This window comes from Ascidiaceihabitans donghaensis (assembly GCF_900302465.1).
GTDB classification, from domain to species: Bacteria; Pseudomonadota; Alphaproteobacteria; order Rhodobacterales; family Rhodobacteraceae; genus Ascidiaceihabitans; species Ascidiaceihabitans donghaensis.
This window is the reverse complement of record NZ_OMOR01000001.1, coordinates 740853-756075: the sequence shown is the minus strand read 5'-3', so window position 1 is coordinate 756075 and position 15223 is coordinate 740853. Positions and strand designations below refer to the sequence as shown.

The 15223-nt window shown below is 55.5% G+C and carries 16 protein-coding genes; 4 read left to right on the top strand and 12 right to left on the bottom strand.

Translation table 11 applies throughout. The features are described from left to right. Positions 1-12: 12 nt before the first annotated feature. The 6 genes from ASD8599_RS03750 to ASD8599_RS03720 form a co-directional block, all read right to left on the bottom strand. Positions 13-804 (bottom strand): SDR family oxidoreductase, encoded by a 792-nt coding sequence (locus tag ASD8599_RS03750; protein ID WP_108827294.1) that lies wholly within the window; start codon positions 802-804, stop codon positions 13-15. A gap of 17 nt (positions 805-821) precedes the next feature. Continuing rightward, complete coding sequence (locus tag ASD8599_RS03745) at positions 822-1775, bottom strand: calcium/sodium antiporter (protein ID WP_181364544.1); 954 nt, start codon at positions 1773-1775, stop codon at positions 822-824. 180 nt (positions 1776-1955) lie between these two features. Continuing rightward, a complete protein-coding gene (locus ASD8599_RS03735) occupies positions 1956-2753 on the bottom strand; it encodes a S49 family peptidase (protein ID WP_108829985.1) in 798 nt (265 codons plus the stop codon). A 91-nt stretch (positions 2754-2844) separates the two neighbouring features. Beyond that, positions 2845-3606, bottom strand: a complete 762-nt coding sequence (locus ASD8599_RS03730) for an ABC transporter permease (RefSeq protein WP_108827292.1) — start codon at positions 3604-3606, stop codon at positions 2845-2847. After that, entirely contained in the window at positions 3603-4532 is a 930-nt protein-coding gene (locus ASD8599_RS03725; protein WP_108827291.1) for an ABC transporter ATP-binding protein, read from the bottom strand. Before ASD8599_RS03725 ends, ASD8599_RS03730 begins: the two co-directional genes overlap by 4 nt. Positions 4533-4613: 81 nt before the next feature. Next, the gene (locus tag ASD8599_RS03720; protein ID WP_108827290.1) at positions 4614-5141 is read right to left on the bottom strand and encodes an SRPBCC family protein; all 528 of its coding nucleotides are present in this window, start codon (positions 5139-5141) and stop codon (positions 4614-4616) included. A 92-nt stretch (positions 5142-5233) separates the two neighbouring features. Between ASD8599_RS03720 and ASD8599_RS03715 the strand changes: the two genes are divergently transcribed. Continuing rightward, positions 5234-6217, top strand: a complete 984-nt coding sequence (locus ASD8599_RS03715) for a DMT family transporter (protein WP_108827289.1) — start codon at positions 5234-5236, stop codon at positions 6215-6217. A gap of 53 nt (positions 6218-6270) precedes the next feature. Here the strand turns inward: ASD8599_RS03715 and ASD8599_RS03710 are convergent, their stop codons facing one another. The 6 genes from ASD8599_RS03710 to ASD8599_RS03685 all read right to left on the bottom strand — a co-directional run bounded on the left by ASD8599_RS03710 (position 6271) and on the right by ASD8599_RS03685 (position 10449). Next, on the bottom strand, positions 6271-7239 hold the full coding sequence (locus tag ASD8599_RS03710) for an NADPH:quinone oxidoreductase family protein (protein WP_108827288.1): 969 nt from the start codon (positions 7237-7239) through the stop codon (positions 6271-6273). A gap of 23 nt (positions 7240-7262) precedes the next feature. After that, positions 7263-7511 (bottom strand): hypothetical protein, encoded by a 249-nt coding sequence (locus ASD8599_RS03705; RefSeq protein ID WP_108827287.1) that lies wholly within the window; start codon positions 7509-7511, stop codon positions 7263-7265. Positions 7512-7541: 30 nt separating this feature from the next. Then, on the bottom strand, positions 7542-8021 hold the full coding sequence (gene nusB, locus ASD8599_RS03700; protein WP_108827286.1) for a transcription antitermination factor NusB: 480 nt from the start codon (positions 8019-8021) through the stop codon (positions 7542-7544). After that, the gene (locus tag ASD8599_RS03695; protein WP_108827285.1) at positions 8018-8569 is read right to left on the bottom strand and encodes a 6,7-dimethyl-8-ribityllumazine synthase; all 552 of its coding nucleotides are present in this window, start codon (positions 8567-8569) and stop codon (positions 8018-8020) included. The genes nusB and ASD8599_RS03695 overlap by 4 nt, the downstream gene beginning before the upstream one ends. Beyond that, positions 8569-9690, bottom strand: a complete 1122-nt coding sequence (gene ribB, locus ASD8599_RS03690) for a 3,4-dihydroxy-2-butanone-4-phosphate synthase (protein WP_108827284.1) — start codon at positions 9688-9690, stop codon at positions 8569-8571. Before ribB ends, ASD8599_RS03695 begins: the two co-directional genes overlap by 1 nt. 171 nt (positions 9691-9861) lie before the next feature. Further along, on the bottom strand, positions 9862-10449 hold the full coding sequence (locus tag ASD8599_RS03685) for a riboflavin synthase (RefSeq protein WP_108827283.1): 588 nt from the start codon (positions 10447-10449) through the stop codon (positions 9862-9864). Positions 10450-10631: 182 nt separating this feature from the next. Here ASD8599_RS03685 and ASD8599_RS03680 point away from each other — a divergent pair, with 182 nt between their 5' ends. From ASD8599_RS03680 to ASD8599_RS03670, 3 genes are all read left to right on the top strand, one after another. After that, positions 10632-11924: a capsule biosynthesis protein gene (locus tag ASD8599_RS03680; RefSeq protein WP_108827282.1), complete on the top strand. Its 1293-nt coding sequence runs from the start codon at positions 10632-10634 to the stop codon at positions 11922-11924. Positions 11925-12094: 170 nt separating this feature from the next. After that, positions 12095-13189: a polysaccharide biosynthesis/export family protein gene (locus tag ASD8599_RS03675; RefSeq protein ID WP_181364543.1), complete on the top strand. Its 1095-nt coding sequence runs from the start codon at positions 12095-12097 to the stop codon at positions 13187-13189. Positions 13190-13195: 6 nt separating this feature from the next. Further along, positions 13196-15220 carry a capsular polysaccharide biosynthesis protein gene (locus ASD8599_RS03670; RefSeq protein ID WP_108827281.1) on the top strand — a complete coding sequence of 675 codons (2025 nt, stop codon included), beginning with the start codon at positions 13196-13198 and terminating at the stop codon, positions 15218-15220. Positions 15221-15223: the final 3 nt, after the last annotated feature.

Here is a 15223-nt window from a genome sequence, read left to right as displayed (position 1 = left end):
CCCTAGTCTCATTTATTCAACGTCTAACACATCCGCTGTTTGCCATGCCAAGTGCTGTCCACCATCGACACACAACAACTGCCCCGTTACGGCAGGCGCGTCCAGAAAGTACCCCAAAGCAGCAGTAATATCGTCCGGGTTGGCCCCACGTTGTAGCGTTGTAGCTGCCCGTTGCGTGGCAAAATCCTGTGCCGTCTGACGTCCACCTTGCAGTGTTGGCCCCGGCCCTATGCCGTTGACCCGGATCACAGGCGCCAAGCCCTGCGCCGCAGTTTGCGTCAAAGCCCAAAGCCCCATTTTCGCAATTGTGTAGCTGGTAAATTCAGGCGTCAGTTTACGCACACGCTGGTCGATCATGTTGACGATCAAAGCACTGGCAAGCGGCTCTTGTGCGGCGTCGCGGCCGGGTTGCAGCCCTTGTGCTGCCATGGCTTGCGTCAAGACAAACGGCGCCCGCAGATTGCTTTCGATGTGCCTGTCCCAACTGTCCCGCGTGCCTGTTGTGAAATCGTCGTATTCGAAGATGGATGCGTTGTTGACCAAACACGTGATCGGTCCGCCAAGCGCGTCAGCGGCCTGCCCAAGCAAAGCCTGGCTTTGCGCTTCGTGTAAAAGATCAGCCTGCAAAGCAACGGCATTTCGCCCCATGCCTTTTATCTGATCGACCACGTCGGATGCGCCATCGTCAGAGAATGCATAGTGCACAGCAACATTGTAGCCGCGTTGCCCCAAATACAGCGCCATTGCGCGCCCCAACCGATGGCTTGAACCGGTCACGAGTGCATTTGGCGAATAGCGTGTCATAAGGCCCGTCCTTTGGGTTAGATCAACACCAAAGCAAGGTAGCCCACATACGCCGCGGTCAAGGCAATCCCCCAATTGCGGGTGATATCCTTGCGCAAATACACGAACGGGATCAGCAAGACCGAAGCCCCCAACATAACCCACAGATCAAAGCGCAAGAATGACGGGTCCACCGGTATTGGGCCCACAAGCGTTGCGATGCCAATGATCGCCAACAGGTTGAACATATTCGATCCGATGACGTTGCCCAATGCCACATCGGCTTGCCTGCGCAGCGCTGCCATAACGGTTGTCGCAAGTTCCGGCAAAGAAGTGCCCACCGCCACCAGTGTCAACCCAATGACGGTGTCACTGACGCCGTAGGTTTTGGCAATCACCGTGGCATTGTCCACCAATAGGTCAGCACCCAAAGGCAATCCGATCAATCCCAGCACCAAAAACGTGATGATGCGCCACCACGGCATATCGGGGTCAGCCCCTTCGATTTCTTCATCTTCATCGGGGGCGGATTTACATGCAATCCGATGCGCCTTGGCCTGCCGGAAAGCGTCAAACAGAACGTATCCAAGCGCGCCCAACAAAGCGAGGCCGGCTGTCATATCAAACACACCGCGGAACGCGAGGGCGAGAAACAAAAAGGTCGCCGCCAGCATGAAATTGAAGTTTTTGCGCGTGTCACATTCCGAAGTATGTAGCGTCGCCATCAAGGCAGGCACACCAAGGACCAACAACACATTGGCGGTGTTCGACCCAACCACATTCCCCAAAGCCAAGCCCGGCGCATCGTCCAAAATTGCCGATATCGCAATCAACAATTCAGGCGCGGATGTACCAAAGGCAACAATCGTCAAACTTACGATCAGAGCCGGCACGCCAAGACGCAGAGACAGATTCACAGCGCCTTTGACCAACGCATCCCCCGCCAAAAGCAAGATGACCAGTCCAAGACCGGACAGCAACCATGGCATCAACGATTCCATCATGCGTCCCCTTTACCGCAGGCACAGGGACCGGAACCGATCTTGTGACGCTTGCACGCTTTGCACTTGGTGGATTTCAATCGCTTGCCGCCAATCCAATGCAGTTTTCCGAACATCGCAAGCGCGCCCATGAAAACCAGAAACAGAATGACGACTTTAGACATCATGCGGTCACAACCCGAACTGGGCATATGCAGCCCGTTCTTCGATGTTGGTGACTGCATCTTGCATCAATTGTGCGCCGAAACGCGCCAGAAAGGGCTTCTTAACACCATAACGGTTAATTTTGACTTTCTCCCCGAAGCGATCCTGCAACATTGGCTTCAAGTGGCCAATGCCATCGATCAAACCCAGTTCCGTGGCTTTGCGGGCCAGCCAGACTTCTCCGGTGAACAAATCCATCTCTTGGGTCAGTTTTGCACCGCGACGTGCCGCAACGTGGCCCTTGAAATTGCCATGCAGCTCTTCCAACAAGCCCTTCAGTCGTGCCACATCTTCCGGATTTTCCGGGCGGAACGGGTCCAACATCGATTTGGATTTTCCGGCTGTATAAACCCGGCGCTCGACCCCTTGTTTTGCCAGCAATTCATGGGCCCCAAAACCGGCAGATATGACCCCGATTGACCCAAGAATAGAGCTTTCATCGGCGTAAATCTCGTCTGCGGCTGTGGCCAGCCAATACCCACCTGATGCAGCAACATCTTCGACAAATGCCAATACTGGGATGTCTTTTTCATCCGCAAGCCGTCGAATGCGTGCCGCAATCAGCGATGATTGCACAGGGCTGCCACCGGGTGAATTTATTTCAAGGGCGACGGCTGCAGGTTTTCCTTTGGAAAAAGCCCGCTCGATGACGGCAGTCAGGCCCGCGTCATTCAATGCGCCACGTCCCCCGCCCGCGATCATCCCTTGCAGGCGGATCACAGATACGGTGAGTTCGGATTTGATAAAGGGTATCCAGCGTTTCATTGAATGCCATGTAGATTGACAGACACCCTCGCACAAGGCCTGCGACAAATCGAACGGCCTGTGGGGGATCAATGCAACGCTTTCCGGCGCGTCACTGGCGAATGCGCCAGCCACTTTTGAAAATCCAGTAGACTGCAGCCAAACACATCGCTGAAAACAAACCGATGGCCAACAAGCTGGTCAGCACCGGCACGTCCTCAAGCCCGAAGAAGGCCCAGCGGAAACCCGACACCAGATACACAACCGGATTGAACATCGAAATGGTTTGCCAAACCGGGGGCAACATCGAAATAGAATAGAAAGATCCCCCCAGAAACACCAAAGGCGTCACAATCAGCAGAGGCACCAGTTGCAGCTGCTCAAAGTTGCCAGCCCAGATGCCGATGATGAACCCGAACAGCGCAAAACTGAAGCATGTCAGTAGCAAAAATGCGATCATCGCCAAAGGATGCGCGATCTGAATGTCCACGAAAAAGAACGACGTGCCAAGGATGACGGTGCCAATGAAAAACGCCTTGGTGGCTGCTGCCCCGACATAGCCCACGACGATCTCGAGAAAGCTAAGCGGCGCGGACAACAATTCATAAATCGTGCCGATGAACTTGGGAAAATAAATGCCAAAAGATGCGTTGGATATGGCTTGGGTCATAACCGTCAACATGATCAGCCCCGGCACGATAAACGCCCCGTAACTGACACCATCCACCTCGTCTATGCGGCTGCCAATGGCGGCACCGAACACCACGAAATACAAAGACGTCGAAATGATAGGCGAGATAAAGCTTTGCACAAAGGTTCTGAAAAATCGCGTCATTTCAAATACATAAATCGCGCGAATTGCTGTCCAGTTCATGCTGCATCCTCCTGCAACAGGGTGACAAAAATATCTTCCAAACTGCTTTGACGCGTCACAACGTCTTTCAACGTCAACCCTGCTTTGGCCACATCATTCAAAAGCTGGGTAATGCCAGTGCGCTCTTTGCGGGTGTCGTAGGTGTAGATCAATGCCTCACCATCGGGCGACAGGCTTAGGCCGTGGGCGCCCAGCGCGGCAGGCACCGCATCCAAAGGGGCTGTCAGTTGCACCTCCAACTGCTTTTTGCCCATCTGGGCCATCAGCTTGTCTTTGTCTTCCACCAACAGCAATTCACCATTGGCAATCACGCCCACACGGTCAGCAATGGCTTCTGCTTCTTCAATGTAGTGGGTTGTCAGGATGATGGTGACGCCATCGGCCTTCAAATCAGCCACAATGTCCCACATGTCTTTGCGCAATTCCACATCAACACCCGCCGTTGGTTCGTCCAGAAACAGAACACGCGGCGAATGGGCCAAGGCCTTTGCAATCAGAACGCGGCGCTTCATGCCGCCCGACAATTCCTTGACCTGGTTGTTGCGTTTGTCCCAAAGGGACAGACGTTTTAGGATGGTCTCGATCATGGCCATGTCGCGTTTTTTGCCAAACAGCCCCTGGCTGAACCGGACCGTGTTCAGAACCTTTTCAAATGGTTCCAAGGCGACTTCCTGCGGCACAAGGCCAATCATGCTGCGCGCGGCACGAAAGTCTGTTTCGATGTCGTGCCCACCAACCGAAACACGTCCCGAAGTCGCGGTCGTAATGCCACAAATCGTTGAAATCAATGTTGTTTTTCCGGCGCCGTTGGGACCAAGCAAGGCGATTATCTCGCCTTCTTCAATCGACAGGGTGACACCCTTTAGTGCCTCAAAGCCACCAGCATAGGCTTTGCGCAGGTCTTTAATATCCAAAATCACCGACATACGTATCCCCTTGGCTTTCGCCGCACCCTAGGGTGCATTGTTCAGCGCGGCAATGCACACAAGCTGTTCGGAGATGCGCGATTAATCCTTGCCAGTCAAACGGCCCAACCATCCTTTTTTCTCGGGCTGTTCCGCGTCCGTGTCCGCGTCGTCCGTGGCAGGATCAACGGGCCCCTCAAGATGGGTTTGCAGGTTCGTAAAGAACTGATCCGCCATTTTCTTGGCAAATCCGTCAATAATACGGCTGCCCAATTGCGCCAGTTTTCCGCCAACCTTGGCTTCAACATCATAGCTCAGTTCAGTGCCGCCCTCTGATGGCTTCATAGATACTTCGGCGCCGCCTTTGGCAAAACCCGCGGCACCGCCTTTGCCTTCGCCTGAAATGGTCAGTGATTGGTTTTCAACCATATCAGACAATGTCACGGCCCCTTTGAATGTCGCTTTTACAGGGCCCACTTTTTGGGTCACAGAGGCTTCAAATCCCTCTTCGGGCGATCCCGTCACGTCTGTCGCACCGGGCACACATGCCTTCAAAACATCCGGATTCAAAAGCGCTGCAAATACGTCTTCAGGGGATGCGGCAATCTGGCGGGTGTCTGTCATTTTCATAAGGCAGGTCCTTTTTTGGGCTTAAGCCTGCATATCCGTTTCAGTGCAGATTGGCTATTGCCGAAAGCGACATCCATGATACCGAATGAACTATGTCACGCCCCCCAACCAACACAGCGACACTTGGGATCATCTTCGTTCTTGTGGGTGTCTTTTGCATATCTATCAACGACATGCTGATCAAACAGCTGTCTGGCGGATACCCCTTGCACCAGATTGTGTTTGCACGGTCTTTCATCGGCATTCTGTTTTCGCTGATACTGGTACAGCTGGAAGGCGGGTGGCGGATCTTGTACACCCGAAGGCCTGGCATCCATGTGGTGCGTGGACTTTTGATCGTGATCTCGAACATGACATTTTTTCTGGCACTGGCCGCTTTGCCGCTTGCCGACGCCACGGCGCTTTTCTTTGCAGCGCCATTGTTCATCACACTTCTGTCGATCCCGATCCTGGGCGAAAAAGTCGGCCCCTTGCGGTTGAGCGCCGTTGTCTTTGGCTTTGTCGGGGTGATTGTGATGCAGCGTCCATGGGAAGGTGCGGGCAATATAGGTGCCGCGCGTATCGTTCTTTTGCTGCCGGTTGCGGCCGCATTGACCTATGCGCTGACGCAACTTCTGACACGCAAATTAGGGGTGGAAAGCAAAGCCTCTGCACTGGCGGTCTACATTCAGGGCATGTTCATCGTGGTGTCTGCCGGATTCCTTCTGGTGGCTGGAGACGGGCGTTTTGCCCTTGGCAGCAGCAACCCTTCGGTGCAGTTCTTACTTAGGGCATGGGTTTGGCCCGATCAAAGCGACCTTTGGGTCTTTATGGGCTTGGGCCTGAATGCGGCGATCATCGGCTATTGCCTAAGCCAGGCCTACAGGGTGGCCGACGCCGCAACCGTGGCCCCCTTTGAATACGTCGGGCTGCCTTTGGCCGTCTTCTGGGGGTTCTTCATTTTCGCTGAATTGCCTGTGTTCGAGGTTTGGGTGGGAATCACAATGATCCTGTCATCAGGCGTGTTTGTGTTTTTGCGCGAGAGATACAAAACACAGGCGGCCAAACCGATCCGTGGCCGCATCAAGGGGCGCTGACCGGATATGGTAAGTCAGTTACAAATCGTGGCCTTCTAAAAGGTATAAGCCGTTTAGCCCGCGCTGATTTTAACAACCACTTTGCCCGTGGCTTTTCGGGTACGCAGCAAATCAAGGGCTGCGTTCGCGTCCTCCAAAGCGTGCACAGCACTGACATGAGGCTTGATTTTGCCTGCACTGTACCAATCGATCAAAGTGGCAAAACTGTCAGTCAGAACTTTCGGCTTCACACGGACGTATCCACCCCAGTAGAATCCGATCACTGTCAGGTTTTTCACAAGCAAATGGTTGGCCGGAATCTGTGGCACATCACCCGATGCAAATCCCAACGGCAACAATCGCGCTTCGGGATTGCATGCCCGCATGGCCGCTTTGAATTGGTCGCCCCCGATCGGGTCATACACAACATCCGCCCCGCCCAAAGACTTGACGACATCCCGAATATCCTCGGTTTCAGAACAAATCAGATGGTCCGCGCCCGCGGCCTTGCACAACTCCAGCTTGGCAGCTCCGCGGGCACAGGCAATAACCTCTGCGCCCATGATTTTGCCCACCTCGACCGCGGTCAATCCAACGCCTCCAGACGCCCCAAGAACAAGCAACCGTTCACCTGGTTGTAACTGTGCTTTGTAGTCCAGAGCCACGTGGCTGGTGCCGTAAGCTACTAGAAACGCAGCTGCATCCAGACTGTCCATCTCGTCCGGTACGGGCACGCAAATCTCGGCTGGTATCGCGGCGTAGTCCGCCAGTCCACCAAACCCCGAATACGCACCCACCTTTTGGCCCACATGCAACCCCTCGACCCCAGCCCCCAGCGCTTCGATGGTACCGCACAGTTCCATGCCGACGGTCGCAGGCAATTGCGGTTTTTCCTGATAGGTGCCTTTGATAACCAGCGTGTCCCCAAAGTTCAGCCCGCAAGCGTGAACCTTGACCAGCACTTCTCCGGCCAGCGGCGTGGGCTTTTCAACCTCGCGCAGCTCCAAAGGCTGCCCCAATTCCACCACTTGCATTGCGCGCATCACATCACCCTTTTGTCGATGGTTTATGTTTCATCTGAGCCAATGTGCATCACCGCATAAGCGATCTGTACGGCGCCGAACACTGTGCTCAACATCCACCACAATAAAAACACAGCAAACACACCAATGTCGCTGTGTGTCACCAGATGCCACAAATTCAACACGTTGAAATATAGCAATAAGCCCGTAAACACGGCCGCCGCCAAACTGCCCCAAAACGCATGCCAGACAAACAGGCGGATCAAGCTGGGATCTTCGGAACTTACGGTCATCTAGGCCCCTCAGGGTGTGGCGATTTGGCCCTAGAATGCCTCGGGGCGCGCTTCTCTGGCCATGTGGTCTAATACCGCATTCACGAATTTGCTTTCTTTGCCTTCAGGAAAGAAAGCAACCGCCACATCCACGTATTCTGTGATCACCACTTTGGGCGGAATGCTTGTGTCGCGCAATTCCGCACCGGCCGCACGAAAGACAGCCCGCAATGTAGGGTCGATGCGCCCCAAAGGCCACTTCGCCACCAAAGCGCGATCGGTTTGTTGGTCGATGGCCGCTTGATAGTTCACAGCGTCTTCCATCACGGTGCGGAAGTGATCCATATCGCCGTCCAGCATTTCCTGGCCTTCGTAGGTTTCCCCAAAACGGAAATCCAGAAATTCACGCCGGACCACTTCAACGGTCTGACCGGAATGCTCCATCTGGAACAAAGCCTGCACCGCATAAAGCCGCGAGGCCGAACGCATCTTGCGCCGTTGGTTGCCCGAAAGGTTGGAATGTGCGCTCATGCCGTGGTGTTTCCGTCTGTGTCGCCTGCAAGCAGGATGTTGTCCGAAGCGGGCCTGAAGCCGATGCCACTGGATTGGGTGCCCCACTTACGGGCGAGCGCGATAAGGTGCAAGGCCGCAGCCGCCGCCCCACCACCTTTGTTTTGGTCATTCACGTCAGCACGCACTTCCGCCTGCTTGCGGTTTTCCACTGTCAGGATACCGTTGCCGATGCACAGCCCTTGCAGACCCAACAGTTGAATGGCGCGACTGCTGTCATTGCACACTGTCTCGTAATGCGTGGTCTCGCCCCGGATCACACACCCAAGTGCGACGTAGCCGTCAAAGTTGGACGCCCGGTCCGAAATACCGATGGCTGTCGGAATTTCCAATGCGCCCGGCATCTCGACCAAATCCCAAGTGGCACCTGCCGCTTCGATCTCGGCCTTAGCGCCAGCCACAAGGTTGTCCGCGATGTCCTTGTAGTAGGGCGACACCACGATCAGCAGTTTCGCAGGTTTATCAAAGGTTGGTCGGTCCAGAATATGGTGTTGCTCTGCGGTCGCCATCAGTCGTCTCCCATGATCGGTCGCTTGCCCGTGATCTCAAGGTCGTAGGCGTCCAGCCCCACATAAGTGGTCAATGGGCTGTCTGTAAGCAGGACCAGCTTGTGCAATCCAAGCTTCGCCAGCATCTGCGCCCCAAGGCCAGTGTTTTTGACGACCTTGGGGCCGTCTTCTTCTGTGCCAAACAATTCTTTGCGCGGCTGGCGGAACAGGCAGATCACACCCCGCCCTTCGTCCGCGATAATTTCCATTGCGCGGGGCAATTCCCCTGCAGATTTAGGGCCAAGCCCAAGAATATCAGCCGTCGCGTCCAATGCGTGCGTGCGCACCAGAACAGGGTCTGGGGTCGAAATGTCGCCTTTGATCATAACCACATGCTCAACACCGTAAGTCTGATCTGTGAAAATGCGCAAATCCCAATCGCCACCGTATTCCGACGTCACAGTCCGCGCATCCGTTTCAACCACCAGATTGTCATGGCGGCGACGATAGGCAATCAAATCGCTGATGGTGCCGATTTTCAGACTGTGTTCTTGGGCATATTCCACAAGATCCGGCAGACGCGCCATCTCGCCATCGGGCTTCATGATTTCGCAAATTACGGAACTAGGATAATGGCCGGCAAGGCGGGCCACGTCACATCCGGCTTCTGTGTGCCCTGCTCGGACCAGAACGCCACCTTGACGGGCGCGTAAAGGAAAAACGTGGCCCGGTGTCGCGATATCGGCAGATGTTTTGTCCGGGTCAATGACAGTGGCCACGGTCAATGCGCGGTCCCCTGCGGAGATACCGGTGCTGACGCCTTCGCGGGCCTCGATAGACACCGTGAAAGCCGTTTCATGGCGTGACGAATTGTGCATGGCCATCATCGGCAGGCCAAGTTCCTCAATGCGCTCAGCGGGCAATGTCACACAGATCAGCCCGCGCCCATGAGTGGCCATGAAATTGATGGCAGCAGGATCGGCAAATTGCGACGGTATGACCAGATCGCCCTCGTTCTCACGGTCTTCATGGTCCACAAGAATGAACATGCGGCCATCTTTGGCCTCGGCAATGATGTCCTCAATGGGGGAAATCGCGCCCGCCAAATCCACTTCAACCGGTCCCGGTGTTTCAAAACTCATGTGATATGCCTCGCAATCGACTCGCCGCACGCCTTAAAGCGCTGTGTCTAGACCATCCACAACACCAAGACCAGAGAGGCAAAAACCGCAACTATAGGCCACTTTCTTTTCGCCCCAAATATCCCGGGGGAGTACGGCAGGACGGGGGTTGGCAGGACAGGGGCTGGCCCCCTAACCCGCTTCCGCCAAACGCGCCACGTAACGCGCAAGCGTGTCAATTTCCAAATTCACAGCATCACCCAAAGCAACATCACCCCAAGTGGTAGCATCTTTGGTGTGTGGGATAAAATTGATGCCAAAAACATCGCCTTGCACCTCGTTCACGGTCAGTGACGTGCCGTTCAACGCGACAGAGCCTTTGGGGGCAATGAATTTGGACAATGCTGCGGGTGCGCGCAACTGTACGCGCGTGCTATCGCCTTCATCCACGATGCTCACTACCTCCGCCACACCGTCCACGTGGCCTGACACAATATGCCCACCCAATTCGTCGCCCACTTTCAGGGCGCGTTCCAAGTTGACCCGTTTGCCGATGGTCCAAGACGCAACATTGGTTTTACTGACAGTTTCCGCGCTGATCTGCACGTCATACCAATCATCGCCCAACGCAATGACAGTCAGACAGACGCCGTCTGACGCAATAGACGCGCCCATGTCGATGCCGGCTGTGTCGTATCCGGTCTGGATGCGGGCGCGCAAATCACCTTGCTGTTCCAGCTGGGTGATGATGCCGATGTCTGTGACAATGCCTGTGAACATGTGATGCCTTTCGTTGCTGTTTCATTGAGGTAGCGGGACAGTGGCAATGTGACAAGGCCGCTGCGACAGAAGATGAAACAGGCCAAACTTGGTGGGAAAGGAACCATTGTTTCCATTTGCCATAGTTTTGCCTAGGTTTTCTGGTCATTGTTCGTAAAGAATTTGAAACTAAATTGGAATGTATGGTGCATTCACCGCCTCAAAATCGGGTATTCTTGTTCCTTCAGGGACCACATGGCCCATTCTTTCACCGCCTTGGTCGCATGTTGCGCAAGGCGGGTGCGCAAGTGTGGCGTGTGGGGTTCAATGCGGGGGATCGTGCATTTTGGTTCCATCCTGCCAGCTATATCCCCTTTCGCGGCAAAGCAGACGACTGGTCCGATACATTTGCCCAACTGCTTGATGCCAAAGGCGTTACCGATATTGTGCTTTACGGCGACACGCGCCCGATCCACGCGCAAGCCGTGGCAGAGGCCCGTCGCCGCGGGCTGGGCGTTCATGTGTTTGAAGAAGGCTACATGCGGCCATTTTGGGTGACTTACGAACGGGGCGGCACCAATGGCAATTCGCGGTTGATGAATATGACCATCCCGCAGATGCAGACCGCTTTGGCGCAATCCGACATGGAAGCCCCTTTGCCCCCGGCGCATTGGGGGGACATGCGCCAACACGTCTTTTATGGCGCCTTGTACCACTGGTTTGTGATGTTCAGAAACGGTGACTACCGCAACTTCAGACCCCATCGCAGCCTGACCGTGACCAAAGAATTCCAGCTATATTTACGACGCCTGCTGCTGATGCCGATTCAGGCGCTGGAACGCCGCATCGCAACCTTGCGGATCAAACACGGCGGCTTTCCCTATCACTTGGTGCCTTTGCAACTTGAACACGACAGCAGCTTTCAAATGCATTCGCCTTTTGACACCATGGGCGACTTTCTGAAGGTGGTGATTGAGGGCTTTGCCAATGGCGCACCCCAGCACCATCACCTTGTCTTCAAGGCGCACCCCCTAGAGGATGGACGGGTGCCTGTGCGCCGCACCATCCGCGACGTCGCCCGCAAACACGGGGTATCGGACAGGGTTCATTACGTGCGTGGGGGCAAACTTGCGCAGCTTTTGAACCACGCCAGATCCGCTGTAACCGTCAATTCGACAGCAGGGCAACAGGTTTTGTGGCGTGGCATTCCGCTGAAAGTCTTCGGCCGTGCTGTCTATGCGAAACCTGAATTTGTGTCGGATCAACCGCTTGCACAATTCTTCGCAGGAGCGACCCGGCCCGACAACAAAGCCTACAAAGACTATCGCCGGTATTTGTTGGAAACCTCACAATTGCCGGGAGGTTTCTATTCGGCGCGGGGCCGCAGACAACTGTTGCGGCAGGTCGTTGACATGATGTTGTCGCCCGAAGATCCTTATGACGCACTCAAATCAGGCACCGCGGCTCCAAGGCAACAGTTGCGTGTTGTCACATAGCAGGCACTACCCCTAGCGGTAGATTTTCGTTTGGAATACCGCTAAGTTAAAACAAATCACGTCCGAATATAAGTGTTCAAAAAGCACAGGACGGATCGAGGCAGAGATAATTGGTCGAGGAGACCGTAGCAGTGACCTTTCATGGCTTTGGATGGGCGCGTCCCATCACAATGATTGCGGCTTTGGCCGTTGTCGCGTCTTGTGGTTTGCCCCAAGTGGGCCCCAACAAGCGCCAGATTTTCGCAGGCTCCGTTCAAAACAACGGCGATGCCTTTGTGGTTTCAGTCAATGACCGTGTGACACGCGCAACGGCTGTCACCGAAGCATTGGGGTTTTCCGAGGCCTTCAAAAACGCGGCGTCCCTTGGATCAGACACCATTCGCGCAGGCGATACACTGGGGCTAACCATCTGGGAAAACGTCGATGATCCCTTGCTGGGCGTCGAAGGTCAGGCCGCCACAATTCTGGACGAAGTTCAAGTAGACGGCAACGGCTTCATCTTCATCCCATACGCCGGACGTATCAAAGCCGCAGGCAATTCCCCCGAAGCCATCCGCCGCATCATCACATCCAAACTTGAAGACCAAACGCCCGATCCACAAGTCGAAGTGCGCCGTCTTGCAGGCGACGGTGCAACCGTATCCTTGGTTGGCGCAATTGGCGGCCAAGGGGTGTTTGCAATTGAACGTCCCACGCGCACGTTGTCCGCGATGCTGGCAAATGCCGGCGGTCTGACGATTGAACCGGAAATTGCCCAAGTGACTGTTATTCGTGGCAAACACCGTGGCACCATCTGGTTCCAGGACCTGTTCGACAATCCTCGTCTGGACATTGCCTTGCGTGCAGGTGACCGCATTCTGGTCGAAGAAGACAGCCGGTCGTTCACAGCCCTCGGCGCCACAGGTGGCCAAGCCCAAGTCCCGTTTGAAAGCCAAAACCTGTCCGCATTAGAGGCCATTGCACAAGTCGGCGGCCTGCAATCCAACGCCTCTGATCCCACAGGCATCTTTATCTTCCGCAACGAACCCGATGTCGTGGCAAACGCCGTGATGGGACGCGATGACCTGCAAGGGGCACAGCGTTTGGTCTACGTTTTGGACCTGACCCAACCCAACGGCATGTTCATGGCCCGTGACTTTGTAATCCGCGACAGCGACACATTGTACGTGACCGAAGCACCGTTCACACAATGGAACAAAGCGATTTCCGCTCTGACCGGCTCCGCCACATCCGTGAACGCGCTGACCGGCCTTGCTGGCAACTGACGCCGCGTGGCTTTGACGCCGCAAAATACAAAAGCCGCCGGGGTCGACAGGCCGCGGCGGCTTTGCGTTTACAATGGCGGTTTTTTGAAAAATGCCCGTGTCCGGCGCATTTTGGCATTGTCGGGGTATCAGATTGCATTGGGCTTGCCCCGCGAAGGTGACGCGGTCGCCGTTTGGGGCGACAGCCCAACGGCCCATCGCGGGCGGTCCGTGGCCGCCAAACACGATGCCCCTTTGGTTTATGTCGAGGATGCGTTTTGGCGATCATTGCACCCTGGCCGCGCACAAAATGAGCCGCCGCTCGGGTTGATGATCGACACCAAAGCGATGCATTTTGACCCCTCGAAGCCCTCCGATTTGGAAGACATTCTCGCCTCTCACCCGTTGGATGACACTGCACTGCTAAATCGGGCACGAGGTTTGATTGCGCGGTCGCGTGACGCCGGATTGACCAAATACACCGGGTATGACCCCGAGATTGCCCCCCCCGCCCCGGGTTACGTGCTGGTGATTGATCAAACCTATGATGACGCATCAGTGCGCGCCTGTGGTGCCGATCGCAACCGGTTTTTGGAAATGCTGTTTGTCGCCCAAGACGAACATCCGGGCGCAAAAATCATCATCAAAGCCCACCCCGAGACAACGCAGGGTCTGCGCACAGGCTACTTTCGCGACGAAGACTGCAACGTGCGTGTCAAGATGTGCACGGACCCCATCAGCCCTTGGGCTTTGTTCGACAATGCCCGCGCAGTTTACACCGTATCGTCGCAAATGGGCTTTGAAGCCATTTTTGCCGGCCACAAACCGCGCGTTTTCGGGCAACCGTTCTACGCAGGTTGGGGGCTGACGGTGGACGAATTTCCAGTACAACGCCGTCAACGCAAGCTGACCCGCGCACAGCTTTTTGCAGGCGCAATGATGCTTTATCCGAAGTGGTTCGACCCTTACCACGACACATTGGCGTCACCTGAAACCGCTTGTGAAAGCCTCGCGGCCCAAACCCGTTCGTGGCAAGCGGATCGCTTGGGCTGGGTGGCCAGCGGCATGCGACTTTGGAAACGTGCACCCCTGCAAAAGGTTTTCGGATCTCATAAGAAATTGATCTTTCAGGACGATCCTGCCCAAGCCCGACAAGCTGGTCGTCCATGGATGGTTTGGGCGGGCAAAGCGCAAGTCGGTCATGACGCCGCAACAAAAGTGGAAGACGGTTTCTTAAGGTCACGGGGGCTGGGTGCCCAATTGGTTCCCGCACTGTCACTGGTCACAGACGATTTGGGTATTTACTACGACCCGAAGAAGCCAAGCCGTTTGGAAAAATGGATACAAACGCGCCGCGACTTGCGCCCCGATCAACGCGACCGCGCAGAGGCGATACTTCGGAAAATCACGCAGCTCAAACTCAGCAAATACAACCTTGCAGGCACTGTACCTGAACTGCCCCAAGGCCAGCGCGTGCTGGTGGTGGGCCAAGTCGAGGACGACGCGTCAATTCAGACGGGCGCAGGGGCCATCAACACCAACGCCGCATTGTTGCGCAAAGCCCGTAACGCGCGGCCAGATGCGGTCCTGATCTATAAACCGCACCCCGATGTTGAGGCTGGCCTGCGCAGCGGCGTATGCGATGCCCAAAGCGTAGCGGATGTTGTTGTGCCGCGAGGCGACATCGCAGCGCTGCTGGACGAGGTGCAGGAACTTTGGACGATGACATCGCTCACCGGTTTTGAGGCCCTTTTGCGCGGCGTCCATGTCGTCACGACCGGTGCACCATTTTACGCAGGTTGGGGGCTGACTGAAGATTTGGGTGACATCCCACCGCGCCGCCGTCAGGACGTGTCACTTGCCGGGTTGGTTCATGCGACTCTGATAGATTATCCGCGTTACTATGATCCAAAGACCGAATTGCCGTGCCCCGTCGAAGTCGCTCTGGATCGTTTGGCGTCAGGGGGCATTCCAAAACCGGGGATAGCGCACAGGCTGCTGGCAAAGGCCCAAGGCGCGTTTGCGTCTTATGCCTATCTTTGGCGAAAGTAACCG